This window comes from Serratia sp. KH_031 (assembly GCF_057839655.1).
Window position 1 is genome coordinate 2,418,438 of record NZ_CM174496.1, and the last position, 16,371, is coordinate 2,434,808.

At 47.2% G+C, this 16,371-nt stretch carries 14 protein-coding genes and 2 pseudogenes; 8 read left to right on the forward strand and 8 right to left on the reverse strand.

The window, feature by feature from the left end; translation table 11 throughout:
* Positions 1 to 9: 9 nt before the first annotated feature.
* Both fusA and AC3ISQ_RS10880 read right to left on the reverse strand, forming a co-directional pair.
* Positions 10 to 2,115 (reverse strand): elongation factor G, encoded by a 2,106-nt coding sequence (gene fusA / locus AC3ISQ_RS10875; protein WP_489346367.1) that lies wholly within the window; start codon positions 2,113 to 2,115, stop codon positions 10 to 12.
* A 227-nt stretch (positions 2,116 to 2,342) separates the two neighbouring features.
* On the reverse strand, positions 2,343 to 3,128 hold the full coding sequence (locus tag AC3ISQ_RS10880) for a hypothetical protein (RefSeq protein WP_489346369.1): 786 nt from the start codon (positions 3,126 to 3,128) through the stop codon (positions 2,343 to 2,345).
* A gap of 512 nt (positions 3,129 to 3,640) precedes the next feature.
* On the opposite strand from AC3ISQ_RS10880, the gene AC3ISQ_RS10885 reads away from it, so the two are divergent.
* A complete protein-coding gene (locus AC3ISQ_RS10885) occupies positions 3,641 to 4,033 on the forward strand; it encodes a hypothetical protein (protein WP_489346371.1) in 393 nt (130 codons plus the stop codon).
* Positions 4,034 to 4,373: 340 nt separating this feature from the next.
* On the opposite strand, the gene AC3ISQ_RS10890 is transcribed toward AC3ISQ_RS10885, so the two are convergent.
* Entirely contained in the window at positions 4,374 to 5,066 is a 693-nt protein-coding gene (locus AC3ISQ_RS10890) for a response regulator transcription factor (protein WP_489346373.1), read from the reverse strand.
* Between the two features lie 411 nt (positions 5,067 to 5,477).
* Here AC3ISQ_RS10890 and AC3ISQ_RS10895 point away from each other — a divergent pair, with 411 nt between their 5' ends.
* Positions 5,478 to 5,867: a hypothetical protein gene (locus tag AC3ISQ_RS10895; RefSeq protein WP_489346375.1), complete on the forward strand. Its 390-nt coding sequence runs from the start codon at positions 5,478 to 5,480 to the stop codon at positions 5,865 to 5,867.
* Between the two features lie 51 nt (positions 5,868 to 5,918).
* On the opposite strand, the gene AC3ISQ_RS10900 is transcribed toward AC3ISQ_RS10895, so the two are convergent.
* Positions 5,919 to 7,637: an ABC-F family ATP-binding cassette domain-containing protein gene (locus AC3ISQ_RS10900; protein WP_489346377.1), complete on the reverse strand. Its 1,719-nt coding sequence runs from the start codon at positions 7,635 to 7,637 to the stop codon at positions 5,919 to 5,921.
* Between the two features lie 399 nt (positions 7,638 to 8,036).
* On the opposite strand from AC3ISQ_RS10900, the gene AC3ISQ_RS10905 reads away from it, so the two are divergent.
* Entirely contained in the window at positions 8,037 to 10,457 is a 2,421-nt protein-coding gene (locus AC3ISQ_RS10905) for a DUF3772 domain-containing protein (RefSeq protein WP_489346379.1), read from the forward strand.
* On the opposite strand, the pseudogene AC3ISQ_RS10910 reads toward AC3ISQ_RS10905, so the two are convergent.
* Positions 10,454 to 10,690, reverse strand: a pseudogene (locus AC3ISQ_RS10910) (LysR substrate-binding domain-containing protein); the annotation flags it as partial. The gene AC3ISQ_RS10905 and the pseudogene AC3ISQ_RS10910 overlap by 4 nt on opposite strands.
* Before the next feature lie 9 nt (positions 10,691 to 10,699).
* Between AC3ISQ_RS10910 and AC3ISQ_RS10915 the strand changes: the two are divergent.
* From AC3ISQ_RS10915 to AC3ISQ_RS10930, 4 genes and pseudogenes are all read left to right on the forward strand, one after another.
* Positions 10,700 to 11,257: pseudogene (locus tag AC3ISQ_RS10915) on the forward strand (MFS transporter); the annotation flags it as partial.
* Positions 11,254 to 11,643, forward strand: a complete 390-nt coding sequence (locus tag AC3ISQ_RS10920; RefSeq protein ID WP_489346381.1) for a DUF4440 domain-containing protein — start codon at positions 11,254 to 11,256, stop codon at positions 11,641 to 11,643. The pseudogene AC3ISQ_RS10915 and the gene AC3ISQ_RS10920, both read left to right, overlap by 4 nt.
* A gap of 23 nt (positions 11,644 to 11,666) precedes the next feature.
* Complete coding sequence (locus AC3ISQ_RS10925) at positions 11,667 to 12,467, forward strand: AadA family aminoglycoside 3''-O-nucleotidyltransferase (protein WP_489346382.1); 801 nt, start codon at positions 11,667 to 11,669, stop codon at positions 12,465 to 12,467.
* Between the two features lie 146 nt (positions 12,468 to 12,613).
* Positions 12,614 to 13,285 carry a MarC family NAAT transporter gene (locus tag AC3ISQ_RS10930; protein WP_489346384.1) on the forward strand — a complete coding sequence of 224 codons (672 nt, stop codon included), beginning with the start codon at positions 12,614 to 12,616 and terminating at the stop codon, positions 13,283 to 13,285.
* Between the two features lie 303 nt (positions 13,286 to 13,588).
* On the opposite strand, the gene AC3ISQ_RS10935 is transcribed toward AC3ISQ_RS10930, so the two are convergent.
* The 3 genes from AC3ISQ_RS10935 to AC3ISQ_RS10945 are packed head-to-tail and all read right to left on the reverse strand — an operon-like array spanning position 13,589 to position 14,816.
* Complete coding sequence (locus tag AC3ISQ_RS10935; RefSeq protein WP_489346386.1) at positions 13,589 to 14,023, reverse strand: DUF29 domain-containing protein; 435 nt, start codon at positions 14,021 to 14,023, stop codon at positions 13,589 to 13,591.
* 45 nt (positions 14,024 to 14,068) lie between these two features.
* On the reverse strand, positions 14,069 to 14,500 hold the full coding sequence (locus AC3ISQ_RS10940) for a DUF29 domain-containing protein (protein ID WP_489353232.1): 432 nt from the start codon (positions 14,498 to 14,500) through the stop codon (positions 14,069 to 14,071).
* Positions 14,478 to 14,816 carry a hypothetical protein gene (locus AC3ISQ_RS10945; RefSeq protein WP_489346388.1) on the reverse strand — a complete coding sequence of 113 codons (339 nt, stop codon included), beginning with the start codon at positions 14,814 to 14,816 and terminating at the stop codon, positions 14,478 to 14,480. The genes AC3ISQ_RS10940 and AC3ISQ_RS10945 overlap by 23 nt, the downstream gene beginning before the upstream one ends.
* A gap of 316 nt (positions 14,817 to 15,132) precedes the next feature.
* Between AC3ISQ_RS10945 and AC3ISQ_RS10950 the strand changes: the two genes are divergently transcribed.
* Complete coding sequence (locus AC3ISQ_RS10950; protein WP_489346389.1) at positions 15,133 to 16,368, forward strand: SrfA family protein; 1,236 nt, start codon at positions 15,133 to 15,135, stop codon at positions 16,366 to 16,368.
* Positions 16,369 to 16,371: the final 3 nt, after the last annotated feature.

Here is a 16,371-nt window from a genome sequence, read left to right on the forward strand (position 1 = left end):
AAGTGTGGATTATTGCTTGCGGTGACTGATAATCTCTTCAGCCACATTACGTGGTGCTTCTGCGTAGTGGCTGAATTCCATGGTGTAAGTGGCTCGCCCTTGAGTCATCGAACGCAACGTTGTCGAGTACCCGAACATCTCGGATAGCGGCACCTTCGCGTGGATCTCTTTACCGCCGCCGCCGGGAATATCTTCCATACCTTCTAACTGACCCCGACGGGATGACAAATCGCCCATCACGCTACCGGCATAGTCTTCTGGCGTTTCCACTTCCACTTTCATAATCGGCTCAAGAATCACCGGTTCTGCCTGTTTACAGGCGTCTTTGAAGCCGAAAATAGCCGCCATACGGAACGCCTGCTCGGAAGAGTCAACGTCGTGGTAGGAGCCGAAGGTCAGATGAACTTTCACATCCACCACCGGATAACCCGCCAATACGCCGCTATTCAGCGCTTCTAACACACCTTTTCTCACCGCTGGTATGAACTCGCCCGGGATCACGCCGCCTTTGATTTCATCGAAGAACTCAAAACCCTTGCCGGATTCATTCGGTTCTACGGTGAAAACCACGTGACCATATTGACCTTTACCGCCGGACTGGCGCACAAATTTGCCTTCCACCTCTTTAACCTGTTTGCGGATCGTCTCGCGGTACGACACCTGGGGCTTGCCAGTGTTGGTTTCAACGCCAAACTCACGTTTCATGCGATCGACAATAATCTCCAGATGCAGCTCGCCCATACCGTAAATGATGGTCTGGCCGGATTCCTCATCGGTGCGCACACGGAATGAAGGATCTTCCGACGACAGACGTTGCAGGGCGATACCCATTTTCTCCTGATCGGCCTTGGTTTTTGGCTCGATGGCCTGTGCGATCACTGGCTCTGGGAATACCATGCGTTCCAAGGTAATAATCGCACTTGGGTCGCACAAAGTATCACCGGTCGTGACTTCCTTCAGCCCCACACAGGCGGCGATATCACCGGCGTGTAGTTCTTCCACATCCAACCGGTGGTTAGCGTGCATTTGTACGATACGGCCAATACGCTCCTTTTTGCCTTTCACCGGGTTATACACACTGCTGCCTTTGGTCAGCACACCGGAGTAAACACGAATAAAGGTCAGTTGGCCGACAAAAGGGTCGGTCATCAGTTTGAACGCTAATGCAGAGAATTTCTCATCGTCATCGGCTTTACGAATAATTACTTCATCGTGTTCGCCATGGCCTTCCATCGGCGGTACATCGAGCGGTGAGGGCATCAGTTCGATTACCGCATCCAACATGCGCTGTACACCTTTGTTGCGAAACGCCGAGCCACACAGCATCGGTTGAATTTCCCCAGCCACGGTACGCGCACGTAAACCGGCGGTAATTTCCGCTTCGCTCAAGATTTCACCGCTGAGGTATTTGTCCATCAACGCTTCCGTGGCTTCCGCTGCGGCTTCAATCATCTTGTTACGCCATTCGTTGGCGCTGTCCAGCAAATCGGCAGGGATCTCTTCAAAGCTGAACTTTGTGCCTTGTGAGGCTTCGTCCCATAAAATGGCCTTCATGCGGATCAAATCCACCACGCCGCTAAAATGGTCTTCAGCCCCAATCGGAATCACGATGGGCACCGGATTGGCTTTCAAACGCTCGATCATCATGTCGCGCACGCGGAAAAAATCGGCACCGACGCGGTCCATCTTATTGACGAACGCCAAGCGCGGCACTTTGTACTTATTGGCTTGCCGCCAAACGGTTTCCGATTGCGGCTGCACGCCACCCACTGAGTCATAAACCATCACTGCACCGTCCAAAACTCGCATCGAACGTTCCACCTCGATGGTGAAATCGACGTGCCCTGGGGTGTCGATGATATTGATACGGTGCTGTGGGTAATTATGCTCCATACCATTCCAGAAACAGGTGGTTGCCGCCGAGGTAATGGTTATCCCACGTTCTTGTTCCTGAGCCATCCAGTCCATGGTCGCAGCGCCGTCATGCACTTCGCCCAACTTGTGGCTGACCCCGGTATAAAACAGAATCCGCTCGGTGGTGGTTGTCTTGCCGGCATCAATATGCGCGGAGATGCCGATGTTGCGGTAACGTTCAATGGGGGTGGTGCGTGCCATAAGTACCTTACTTAGCCATTCACTGGCTTGTTAGTAAATAATGATAATCCTCAAATGGTTATCGACCGTGCCAGGAAACCGTTTCCTAAGCATCAGATTAATCGTAGTCGATGCGGTTGATTTTATTAAGCTATGGCTGTGATAGGTGATATGAGGGCAATGGTCGTGTCTTACGTACCGCAGGCCATATGACTACGACCTGCGATGTTATTTATTGCGGGGAGTTTTCAGAGCGTAATGTTAATCCCGCCAAACCATGTCATTTGCGGTTGATAATCACCAGAGTGATTAACCGTCCATTGTGGTTCGATAAAGAAATTATAAATGTTGTTACCCATCTTGCTGGCTCGACCAAAACCAAAGCCAAGCGGTATGTAATGGCGACTATTCTCGAGATCAAAATTCCAGATCGCGGTAGAACGCAAGTACCACCCTTCAGGCAAGTTAACCATAACGAATGGCTGGAAGGTGGCAGTTTCAACATTGCTACGCTCACTCCCACCCGCAAAAGAGTGCTGATATTGCACTAAGGCACCGAATAAACCGTGCGGTGAGGGATCGATAACAACAGCGGACAAACCGGCCTGCCATCTACCGGTTCCTAGCTCATCGTGCGATGCGGTCGGCGCGGTTATTTGTGGCCCAATACCAATTTGTACACCTTCAGTTTTGACCAGGAAAATGTCGAAAACATTCAGATCCCCCAGCCCAGAGCGGTAGTTATTTTGAGTGTCTGGCGCGGTACTCACCGGAAGAGTGGCACGAAATAATTGTGGTACACCGATCCATTCGGTTGGTGCTAGCGGTAATGTTCCACGTAATAACACACTATTAGTATATGAATCAGAGCCATAGATGGATGACGTATAGTAATCTTGTAGATTAAGACCGGGTGCTAAGTGAAGTGGGTTATTACTTTGATTCGATATTGAATCTTCCGCCGCTAAAAGGTATTGGCTAGAAAACAGTGAACACAGACCCATGACCGTCGCGAGTATTTCTTTAGATTGCATAATGAGCTATTCCTTAAGCTATCCTATTTATTTAGGACATGTATCCAAAAGTTAACGAGAAGACATTCCGTTTCCTTTTCTCGTCATTCTCACCCTAGCTTAACCTTGCTTTGGCTATGGTTATTATGACAAGGATGTGGCTAATACTCCATAGCTTAAGGTGGATAGCGAGGTGGTGTCAGACCGCAATAAACATGCCTAGAAGAGAGATTTATGAGAAGACTCTTATTTTCCGGTGTAAATCAGAAAACACGACAAGTCAGAATGAGAACCACTATAAATAAAAATCAGAATTGGATGACATTAATTTGAGCTGTATCTGATAGAAAAATTGTTTCCATTATCTTAGCATACCCAAAATAATTCGAGTTGCATTGAGGCGGCAAGTGAACGAATCCCGATGAGCTTACGCCAGTAAGTGATTCGGGTGAGTAAATGTAGCCAACAAAAATGCAGCTTGAAGTATGAAGGGTATATAAGGTCTATTCAGCACAGGGAATGGTGGCGACTCAATGGATATATTGTTAGTCAGGCCGTGTTCAATATTAAAAAAGAATTTATCACAATGGTTAAATGGTTATTTTAATGCGCCAATAACAATTACTATAGTTAGCACATTGGCTCATGCCAGAGTAATAACGCAACAGAAGGGATTTGACTTAGTCATGGTGAAGGTTGGGCGAACCCCACGGACAAGTAAAGTATTGCAGACGTTGATTCAAGACTTAGCAACACAGAGTAAAGTGGTCGTCTATGCTGCCGATGACATTTCTGTCGTAGCAGAAAACCCATACCAGCTTCATGCCAATGGGTTTATTTCTATGTGGGAAATTCCTAGCTCATTAGTGCAATGTATTCAGAGAGTGATGCGAGGGTATAGCTACCAAAGCTCGTTGTTTTTATGACTATTTCGATAATGACTTCATCATGTTAACGTGGTGTTAATGGATGTGAGTGCGCGTAATTATCTGGTAAGTGGTGTTTATCAGAGCAGTAAAAATGAGGTATCACCGCCCTCGAATAAGTATCCTTCATGTGTCTATAGTTAAAGCGCTGAGTGTTCTGCACTCAGCGCTTTTTGTTGGTTAATGGAGCATTGAACCTGAGAAGTAAATCATTACACCTAAAGTTAATACCCAAAAAAGTATGCTGACAGTAAGAAAACCAAACCAAGTCAAAATAATTGATAAAAAATTAACATATCGGCGTTGCCATGGGGTGTAAAGCAGCATACTTATTCCATTATTAATTAAAGAGGAACTTATCCTCTGATGAATAACGCTTTTGGTACACCAAAATCTCATTCAAACTGGTAGCACCGGAGCGTTTTAATCCACTTTGCTTATAACGACTTACTGTACGATATGATATTCCCATACTTTTAGCAATCCGATGCGGGCTTTCTCCGTTGAGCAAAGCACTTAATACTGCACGTTCTTGCGGCGAATATACCGTGACGTTGTTTTCTTTCTGACTATTATCCCGAGGGAAGTACATAGTGTAATACAATAGGCTATCTAACGCATTCAATGAGAGTTGCTTACTGACAACGGCATCAAAACCCGCGGTTAAAAACATGTTACGCAGTACGTTTGATGAATTTTCGGTCAATAACACGCAACGACCGGCCTGGATGTGGGGTAGGTTCAGTAACTTGGATATTTCACCTGGATGGTGGTTAATGCCGCATAGCACCATATCTACAGGTTGCTGTATCAATTGACTTTTTAACTGGAAAAATGAGTGCGCAATGCCGACAATATTCCACTCGGCATGCCGCTGGCATAACAATGCCAATCCCTTAGATGAATACGGGCAGCTATCGAATATGATAATGCGTTTTTCTGATTCTTTAACCAATTTATCTAGTGCTGGGATAGGTTGCCTATTCGGACCCGCATCATTTTTTCTACTTGATGGATTCGTATCCATGGCCATGATTTTCCCCTCCTGAGGTTTCCACTGTGGAATGAAGGGTAAGATGCCATAAGATATAGGCATAAATATGCAAGACTGGTCTTTAATCTGGGGGGCAGCTTCCATGATTCTGATATCGAGCTTAAATAAGTAAAAAATGTCACGTTCGGTAGTAAATCAAGACCAGCCTTATATTACCTCCTTGGACTTTTCTGTCAGAATTTTCCCGCTATGACGACTTGGCATAATGAGTGCGGGAAAACCGCTGTTGTGTTGACACACTTTTCTTTTGCCAGCTGTCATTACTCACGATGATGCTAGGCATTTATCTTTTTGTTATGTATCGAAAATATTCTCTTACGTCGATGAAGTGTCTCGGCAGAAGAGAATGTTTGAGATTGATCTTTGACTTAAATCACAAGGCTTATTTTTATGTTCAAATCAGTATTTTTGGTCGCAGTAGTGGCATTGTTATCCGGATGTACAACCGCTAATGGCTCTAAACCAGCGTCTCAACACAAGGAAATGCAAGCCACGGCTAATGTTAGAGCTGCAGCTGACCAAACTGATGGTAAAAGTGTCCGCATCAAGCAGTGTCATAAAGAACTGGATGCGTTGAAGACTTTTAACCCACAATCTTATGCGAGCTTTAAAAATGAGTTCGAACAGGTAAGCAGCAAAACGCAAAAGTACCTGAGTGTGAAAGCCAATATCGGTGATGATGTGAATGATTTGGCAATGCCACATTATCAGTTTGCGATCCGCGATTTGTGCTTCCGTATCCGTACCGAACTGACTAAATCGATGGTAGAACGCGTTTAAGATTTTTATTAACCTCAATAAAAACAGGCCGCACGGATGCGGCCCGAGTTTTTACTCCAGTTCCAACCTTGCGCTTATTTGTGCAATTTCACTCAGCCATTGTTGCTGCAGTTCCAGCTTTTGATGTTTCGGTTTTCTGGCAAGATCTTCGCGCAGTTTATCCTCCAATTCACATAACGCTGCCAACCAGCAGTCTTCATCGTGATATGATTTGTCAGATGTGTTCGCACTAGGTTCAGACGGTGAAGAGGGTAAACGAGTGCCATTGCTCTGTTCCAGAATCTGATACACCCGCTCAAGATCATGATGCTCTTCCAAGCGTTGATTGTTGATCAGCCAATAGCGATTACAACTTTGCTCGATCAGCATGCGGTCGTGTGTCACTAACAACGTCGCACCAGAGAATTCTTGCAGAGTGACTGCCAGTTCCTCTTTGCCTTCCATGTCTAAATGGTTGGTGGGCTCATCCAGTAATAGTAATGAGTAATTCGCCAACGTCAGACCGACAAATAATAAACGTGAACGCTCGCCGCCACTTAAACTGCTTACCTGCTGTTGATGACGAAGATAGGGGAAACCGGCGCTAATTAACGCCATTTTGCGTTGATCTTCGGTCAATGGCGCAAAGTCAGCAATTGCCTGATTCAAAGTATGTTGATCATCCAGTTGTTGCAGGCTTTGATCGTAATACCCTAAACGCATACGGGGGTGGAAAACCATTCCCGGTGTATATGGCTGGGAATATTTTTCCCACAATAGGCGCAGCAGCGACGATTTCCCGCAACCATTACGGCCGATGATGGCAACACGATCGCCGCTTTTGACTTGCAAGTGGTCAAGATTAAACAGCACCGGCGCATTTTCTGACGGACGAACCGCCAGTTGCGACAACGCGAGTACTCGATCGGCTTCTAAGGCTTCGCCCTGTAAGCGCAATTGCCACTGACTCCCTGCGCTAAGTTGGGTTTGTTCCTCTTTTAGCCGGTCGATCTGTTTTTCCATTTGCTTGGCCTTGCGTGCCAAATCTTCGTTATCGTATTCACGCCCCCAAATAGCCAATCGCTTGGCGCTTTTCGCTACGCGATCAATTTCCTTTTGTTCGGCTTGACGGCGATGAGCATCCGCCAAATCTTTCTCTTCCAACGCTTGCCGTGCCTGTGAGCAAGGTAACCGGAAGGATTGCAGCGTTTTATCGCGCAAGATCCAGGTACAGTTGGTCACGTTATCCAGCAAATATTGGTCGTGAGAGACTAGAACGAAACTGCCGGACCAGTTTTTGAGAAACTGTTCTAGCCAGAGTAATGTCGGTAGATCCAGATGGTTACTGGGTTCATCCAGCAGTAACAGATCAGGCTGGCACATCAATGCGCGAGCCAACAACAAACGCGTATGTTGACCCCCGCTCAAGGTACCGGCGGTCAATGACCATGACCGTTCATCAAAACCTAAATCAGCCAACATCACCTCGGCTTGCCAGCGTTCAGCCTGAGGTTGGCTGGCGAGCAGGGCGTCTAATAAGGTGCAATGATGAAGTGACTCTGGCAGATGCTGTTCCACCCGGGCCATTAGACAGTTATGTGACAATGTCACTGAGCCGGAGCTGGCCGCAATATCGCCGCTGAGGATTTTTAGCAGGGTGCTTTTGCCACAGCCGTTATGGCCGATCAATCCGATGTGGTCGCCTTTTTTCAGGCCGAAGGAAACCCCAGCCAGTAAAGGGCCAAATGCATTATCAAAACCGATTGATTGTACAGAAAGTAAAGTGCTCATGTGCTTACTCAAGAGTTACAGGCATCAAAATGCCTATCGTCAAACATCGCTGACGATAACCCGGTAAGCCGGAGGGAAATTCCTAGATTGTCAGTAAACTCCGCTCAAGCTGGGTTATCGCAGCACGATACCGGTAATGCTTGAGCAGCGACGATCGCCAAGGGAATATGAAACAAAAATCATTTCACAAGTCGACATGGTGATCCTCCTTTGATTTCGTTGGTTAATCGGTAAGCGGAGTATATGTGGATTGACTGATTTTTGCCAGCCAACTCAGATTAATGCTCTTCCGAACAAAGAAGCCTTGTTATTATAATTACTATCAATTATTCAGCAGGCGGGTGACATCTATCAGCCCGCCTGTTTTGTTATGCCAAATCACGCCGAGCGCCGCATCTCATGATTAAATCGTTAAAGATTCTCTTTGTTATTTTTCTGCTGCTGGGCGCGCAATTGACGCCGACGTTAGTGATAGCAGCGCAGGGCGCTAGCGAAGAAAGTCAGCCAGATAATGCGACAATGCTGAAAAATTATCAAAAACAATTGGATACCATTAAGCAGCAGGTATCCAAGGCAAAAACAGATAATCAATTAAGCAAACTGTACGATAGCACCCAAATTTTGGCGACGACGGTGGATCAGATGGCGACGGCTTTGCTGCCACAACAAGAACAACTTCAGGCGCAGTTGGATGTTTTAGGACCACAACCGGCTCCTGGCGCGATGGCTGAAACGGGTGCCGTCGTTCAACAACGCAATGCTTTGAATAATAGTAAGAAACAGCTTGATGATGCAGTAACGCGGTCGCAAGCGATTAAAGCGGGTGCCTTGGATTTGGGGCAGCAAATCAGTGACTTGCGACGAGTGGCGTTTAAAGGTCAATTGGCGTTGAATTCAGGTAGCATTCTCGGTACGAAATTCTGGGCACCTGTGATAACCCCCGAAGGCGAAGATTTACAACGGCTCGATCAGTTTACCGGCGCGTTAAAATCAACGTGGGAGGCTAACTGGCAGGAAAATCTGCGTTACGGCACTTTGGGGTTGTTGTTGGCTGCATTGGCTATTTGGTCGTGGGGGCGTTATTTCTCCGAACAGTTCTTGGCATGGGTCAGCATCCGTTTCTTACCGGATGGCCGCTTGCGCCGTAGCTTTATGGCGATAATCACGGCATTTATCACCGTTTTTACCACCACATTAGCATTGAATTTGTTGTATCAGGCGTTTTCACGCGCCGAACCTTTATCGCAAATGTTGGAAGATTTTGCCGAAGGCTTTACCCGCTTGGGGATCTTCTGCGCGCTGATCGCCGGGTTAGGCCGCGCTTATCTTTCTATTAATCGTCCGTCCTGGCGTTTAGCGCCAATGGATGATGCTGTGGCGCGGGGTTTACGTTATTTTTCGCCGCTGTTGGCAGGGCTGGCGATGGCTTTTGGTACCATTGAACTAATCAATAACGTGATTGGTGCCAGTGTCGGAACGACGATTTTCGGCAACGGACTGGTTGCCGCACTGATGGCGTTGGTCGTATTGGCCATGCCACTGCGTGCCCATAAAATCCGTCGCAAGCTTGAAAAGCGGGGTGAGCATATCGAAACCCGCTCGACTCTTGGTGGTTTATTACATATCACGACAGTTGCCGCGTCGTTCGTGGTTTTACTGGCTCTTCTGATCGGTTACATCTCCTTTGCTCGCTTCCTGACCTACCAGATAATCTGGGTTGCACTGGTCGTGATGGCATTCTATTTCTTGGTGTTGTTCGCCACGGATTTGTGCGCTGCGATTTTCTCTTCTCATACCGCCAGTGGTAAGGCGATCAAGCGTTCGTTCAATTTCAACGATCGTCACTTGGAACAGATGTCGATCATCTTTATCGCCATTGCGAAATGCTCGCTGTTACTGCTGATGATTATCGCATTACTTAACGGGACTTTCGGCACCACAACGCCAAATTCACTATTGGAAAAAATCGTTGCCATTATGACCGGTGACGGCTTGAAGAAACTGAATATAGTCCCTGGCAATCTGATTAACGCGGTGATTTGTCTGGCGGTCGGGCTGTATATTCTGCGTGTTACTCAGCGTTGGTTGAGCACGGAATTACTACCAAAAACCATTTCAGATATTGGTATTCGCGCCTCGTTGGTGACGCTATTTAGCAACGTTGGCTATGTACTGTTGATTCTGATTACGTTGGCGGCACTGGGGATTCAGTGGAACAACCTCGCATGGATCGTCAGTGCGTTATCGGTCGGTATCGGTTTTGGTTTGCAGGAGATTGTGAAGAACTTTATCTCTGGTCTGATTTTGTTAACCGAACGCCCGGTAAAAGTCGGCGATATGATTGGTATTGGCGGCGTGGAAGGTGATGTACGCCGCATCAACGTGCGCGCGACCGAGATCCAACTGAGTGATCGCTCCACCATGATTGTGCCGAACTCGCAATTAATCTCGCAGAACGTGCGTAACGCCACAATGGGTAATGCGCAAGGCGTAGTGACGATCGTGCTAACGTTTCCTACCGATATTGATCCGGAGCAGGTGCGTAGTCTGTTGCTCAGTGCGTTTAATGAGCATGAAGCGATTCTGGAAACGCCGACGCCTTATGTTCGTTTCAGTCAATTGGGCCCAGACGGCATTATTCTCAGTGTGACGGGATATGTCACCAGTCCACGCGTGGTGGGGGTAACCAAAAGCGATTTGTTATTCAATATCCTCAAGTTACTACGGCAGGCACAGGTGAGCCTTTCCAGCCCACAAGAAGTGGTGTTTATGAAACAGCAGGCAACTAAACTGGCAGCCGATGAAGAGGCATCTTCTTAAGGACGCGGTGCGTGTTTGACCTTGGCTTGTAAAAAGTCGATAAACACGCGCACTTTTTCCGATACGTGGCGGGTATTCGGATAGAGCGCATAGATCCCTTGTGGTGGAAAACGATGTTCGGGCAACAGATGCATTAACCGACCGGCGGCGATCTCGGTTTGCACCAGCCAAGCGGGAAGTAACGCGACACCCGCACCATTTAGCGCGAAGGCCAATAGTGCCGCAGCGCTGTCTGCCTTACTGGGGTCAGTCTCGTCGCCATGCTTTATCTACAAAATCAATTAGCTATGACGGCGGCGCAGGTGGGCGTTTTAATGTTGCCTTGGTCGATAGCCTCATTTATCGCTATCAGTCTGACTGGGAAATACTTCAATCAATTAGGGCCTCGGCCACTGCTTATTATCGGCTGTCTCGTTCAGGGTATGGGAATGGGTTTACTGACTCAAATCAGCGGATCTATGGATATGAATCTGCAAATTATGGCCTTTGCATTGATGGGATTTGGTAGCAGCTTGTGTAGCAGCAGCGCGCAAAGTTGTGCTTTTATTCAAATCGATGATCGACAGTTAGCCGATGCGAGCGCGCTGTGGAATATCAATCGTCAGCTAAGCTTTTGCTTTGGCGTGACATTGCTTAGCTTGCTACTTAATTCTTTGCTGAGCATTCCGGGATTGTCCCCAACGCAGGCTTATCGCCTCTGTTTTGGACTGGCGGCGAGTAGCGTCGTGATACCTATTTTACTTTGCCTACGCATTGCCAATCGGCATGTGATTACTATGTTAAACAAGGAGATACTATGAACCGTTATTTTCAGGAAGTACTTGATGCCCATCAGCTAATCCGTGCTTGGCTGGGCGATGCCAGTACGCCATCCAGCGTATGTGATCAGCTATTGACCGGTTTCAGCTCTGAATATTCAATGATAACCTTAAGTGGACATCGGTTAGATTTCAATGGATTGAAAGCATTTTTCAGTTCGCAACGCGGCGCAAAACCGGGGTTGGAGATCGCCATTGAGCAGATGGAATTGATAGCTGAAGGTGGCAGCGGGGCGGTTGTCAGTTATCAGGAGCGTCAATGGTTTCCCGGTCAGTCAAACACATTACGCCATTCGACCGTGGTATTTGAAGTGAGCCAGGAAGGAAAAGTGCTATGGCGGCATTTACATGAAACTGCCATAGTGTAAGAAACTAATGCTGAGAGAGGCTAATGACCGCTTTACCCATCCCAACAGAAATTTCATTCCAGCTTACTGCTGCCTGTAAGATTATCAAACGCCATACTTCTAGTGATTTGATATCCATACATTTATTTGGCTCCGCGCTCAACGGTGGCCTAAAACCATATAGTGACATAGATCTGTTGGTTACGGTCAACACCTCGTTAGATGAAGCAAAGCGGCGGACGCTAATGACCGAGTTATTATCGACGTCGGCACCGCCAGGTTCGGAGGTAAAATGGCGTCCGCTCGAGGTAACTGTAATTATATACAGCAATGTAATACCTTGGCATTATCCGGCCAAACGTGAACTTCAGTTTGGTGAATGGTTGCGGGACGATATTCTCAACGGAGTTTTTGAACCGCCGATGTTGGATCACGATCTAGCGATATTGTTAACCAAAGTTAGGCAACACAACGTGGCGTTAGTCGGGCAACCCGCGGAAACATTGTTTGATCCCGTCCCGCAAGCCGATTTTTTGCAATCACTTGCCGATACCATTGTGAAATGGAATGACGCTGATGATTGGCGTGGCGATGAGCAGAATATTATTCTCGCACTCGCTCGTATCTGGTACAGCGCGACGACTGGGTTGATCGCACCAAAAGATGTGGCCGCCGATTGGTTGTTGGAACGCATATCACCGAATCACCGGTCGGTACTTCGTGCAGCGAGAAACAGATATCGAGGATTAACAGAAGATGATTTGGTTACTAATCCAGAACTGGTTACGGAGTTTATCCATTTCGCCAAGAGAGAAATAGGGGGGTTATTAGGCGCTCATGCTTGAAATCTGCAAGGCCATAACAGCCATTGTTCACCAGATTTCACGTAGCGCGAACAGTGGTATTTTAGAGATTTTGATACGTATTTTAATCATCAATAAAGACCACCAACAGATATACTGCGCGCTACTACAAAAGAGAAGGTATCTTCATGTCGGATTTATTTCAGGCCATCGGTTTGGGGCTAATGGTGTTATTACCACTAGCTAACCCATTGACAACAGTGGCATTATTCCTTGGCCTGGCTGGAAATATGAGCAGGCAAGCGCGGAATCATACCGCGATGATGGCATCAATTAACGTGTTCGTTATCATGATGGTGGCATATTACGCCGGTCAGGTGGTGATGAGTACCTTCGGCATCTCGATTCCAGGGCTACGAATCGCCGGTGGATTGATTGTAGCGTTCATCGGTTTCCGCATGTTGTTCCCACAGCAAAAAGCCCATGAATCTCCTGAAGCCACAAGCAAATCAGAAGAACTGAGGAAAGAACCCGAAGCCAATATTGCGTTTGTTCCATTGGCGATGCCAAGTACCGCCGGGCCGGGTACCATCGCGATGATCATCAGTTCTACATCAACCATCAAGCACGGCGTAACTTTTGCTCCGTGGATATTAACCGTCGCACCGCCGCTGATTTTCTTTCTGGTCAGCCTGATTTTGTGGGGAAGTTTACGCAGTTCTGGTGCCATCATGCGTGTAGTCGGCAAAAGCGGAATTGAAGCAATCTCTAGACTGATGGGGTTCTTATTGGTCTGTATGGGCGTCCAGTTCCTGATTAATGGCGTAGTAGAAATTATCAAAACCTGGCCAATGAGTTAATTAACGTTTGGGGTTATGTATGGACACATAACCTTGATGATATGTCCGTCCAATGGTTGTAGTGCCAAGAGAGTTATTTTCCACCTACTTTTAGCATGGTGCGCATAATGTATATTATGTTAAATAAGCGAGAGATAACAAAAGAGCCCTGAACCAACAGCCTCAACTACCCGATTTAATCACCCTCCTCAGTTTTTTGACTGGTTGCACTACGTGAAATCTGCAAACCTGCGGCAGGATTTGCCCACCAGATTTTGACAGGTGTAAAGCTCGGACAGTGTCCGGGCTCTACACTTCGTCAGCTTAATCAGGCATAAAACTATCATTCAGTGCTTCTTTAACCGACCAAGGGCAAACCAAAGGAAATACCTCCAGCTCGCGGCCCGTTTCACGCGCAGCACCATAGCGCGCATCACTATAGGCGTCTTCGGCCAATTCAGATAAAAGTGGTTTCAATGACGGCGATTTTTTAAGTCGGCGTGTAATTCTGTTACGTTGTTCTGCAATAGTCAGCATCCAAGATTGGCCTCGGTGTGTGGGCTGGTAATGCCATTTCAGCAAATGCAAAAACAATACGCCCAGACGTGATTCAAGTTCCCTTTTTTCACTGCCGCCCATATCTTCAATTTCCTCAGCCAAATTCATCACGTCCACCTCTGATAATTTACCTGCACGCAATAGCTCTGCTTGTTGCTGCGTCCACCCGAAAAAATCCTCCCTATAAAGGTCATTACGCATTTTCATTCCTCCTTTATTTTCTGGCCTTAATTGCGTTGAATGCTCTTACTCTGGCATAAAACTATTATCGAGTGCCTGCGCCAATGACCACGGCATATCTTGCGGGAACATGCTTTCATCAAAACCGGTTTCACGCGTAGCAGCAATGATGGCATCACCATAGGCTTCAACTGTCATCTCTGGTAACTCACGTTTCAATGATGGGTTCTTTTCTAGACGCCGGGTAATTTTGCGGCGCTGCTCCTTGATGGTTAATAGCCAGCTTTTGCCTTGGTGCGATGGCTGAAACTTCCATTTAAGCAGGTGAACAAAAAGCACTTCTAAACGTGATTCCAATTCACGGCGCTCGCTGCCTCCCATGCTTTCGATTTCCTCTATCATATTCATCGTATCAAGCTCCGATAATTTACCGGCTCGCAATAACTCTGCCTGCTTCTGCGTCCAGCCATAAAAATCAGTATGATATAAACTCATGATTAGGCCCTCCAGCCTTGGCCATATTTGAGCAACCCGCGCGATTACCCACTGCGCGAACTATACTCATGAATGCTTTAATTCCGGGGTCAATTCCCGGCGATAGCATGCGCATAATCGATTTTGAATTACGGCCTACATCATCAGAAATGGCAATATAGCCGCTCGTTGCTTTTATCATTGTGCGCAACATGCCTTTTGCCGTCTCTACATCCCCCGCTAATATATATTTACATATATCGTTAAAGACCTCTTTTCGGAGTTCTTCATTCTCACTTAATTGCTGTATGAAAAATTTCTCATTTTCCATCAGTGACATGATTATTACTCCCTTATTCTTCTGGTAGCACGTTCTACAACATCCTTTAACGGTAACGCATATGTTACCAGTGGTCAATTGGCATTAAAAAAACAGCGCGCCGGGTTTGGGTTGTATAGTCTAGTTTCGTAGGCTGTCCGCCTGCCTGATAGCATCAAATTGTCTATTATCATCATTGATGGGATCTGGTCTGTTCAGACAACCGATCCCCCAAATACCCCCCGCTTTCCCCTCCTTCTTAGCCGTTTGTCATGTACCTACTCAGGTTACAATTGGTGCTTATCTGTTCAGCAGTATGACAAAAGGTCTTTTGGGCGTGGCAAAACCATTTTTACGCAGCGGTAACTTGGACGACGTGATCGCATTGGGCGAAAATGGGCAACCAGTTTATAGTGTGGCGTTACAGTTACGAGAAACGTTGCGGATCAAACAACATCAGTCCATCGCTGATTGTCTGGCAATCCCCCAACTTAACGACGCGGGCAACCGCATCGACTGGTATTCCCCTATTGCCGGTAAAGTTACCTCGTGGTTGGCGGCCAGCGATGAGCAACGCTCCGCAGCATTACAACAGTTAGAAAACACTCAATCCGCCGCCAATCTCCTGAGTCAACAAGCGCTCGCAACGGCGCACGCTAGTCATAAATTATTTGGTGCGTTATTAGCGAAAGCATTTCAGTTCCCAGAGCAAAACACGGTTTATCTGGTCGATGGCAAACCGGTGCTGACTTTTTGGGGGTTTACCAAACCGAATCAGACAGCGCACGACGATGTTTTTGATTGCCTGCGTCCGGTTATTGAAGTCAAAATACCAGAACCAGAACCAGAACCAGAACCGGTTATACCGGAACCTATACCTGCAACTATAGATCCTGTTATTGCTGAGCCATTACCCCAAACGGCACCAGAACCAGAGCCTGTTGTAGCGCAACTTAACGGATTCCGTTGGTTATGGTTGCTACCGCTGGTCTTGGTCGTATCGCTTATCGCGTGGTTATTATTGCAAAAGCCAGAGCCCACTCCCACCCCAAAACCCGCTCCAGTTGCAGTTAAGCAAAAAGTGATACCTGATCCCACACTCCATTTACCGCTGGGTAAAGCGACATTGCTTCCAGCGCCGCCCATTACCGAAGTGGTGGTTCCTCCCACGGTTCCGATGACAGTCGATAAACGTTCCTTGGTGTTGCCTAGCGAAGCGGTAAAAGTAGGCTCTACTAAATTCCTTAATGGTAAATGGCGTGCCAGCGTGGCGGTCAAAGATCCGATCACTGGGCAATCGCCTAGCCTGCAATATCAACTGAATAACGGTAAAGGCAGCGTGAAAATCGTTTATGGCGACGCCGTGAGTTGTAAAGCCGAGGCTTCAGCCGGATTGATGCAGTCGGGAAATTTGGTGATCAACAGCCGAGGAAAAGCACGTTGTAGCGATAGTTCCCGTTATCAGATGCCAGAAATTGTCTGTAAACAAGGCGAAAACGGCGTGGCTGAATGCACCGCTCGTTACGGTGAAGACAAGCTGTACCCCATCTCTATCAAGCGCGAAGGGAAATAACCG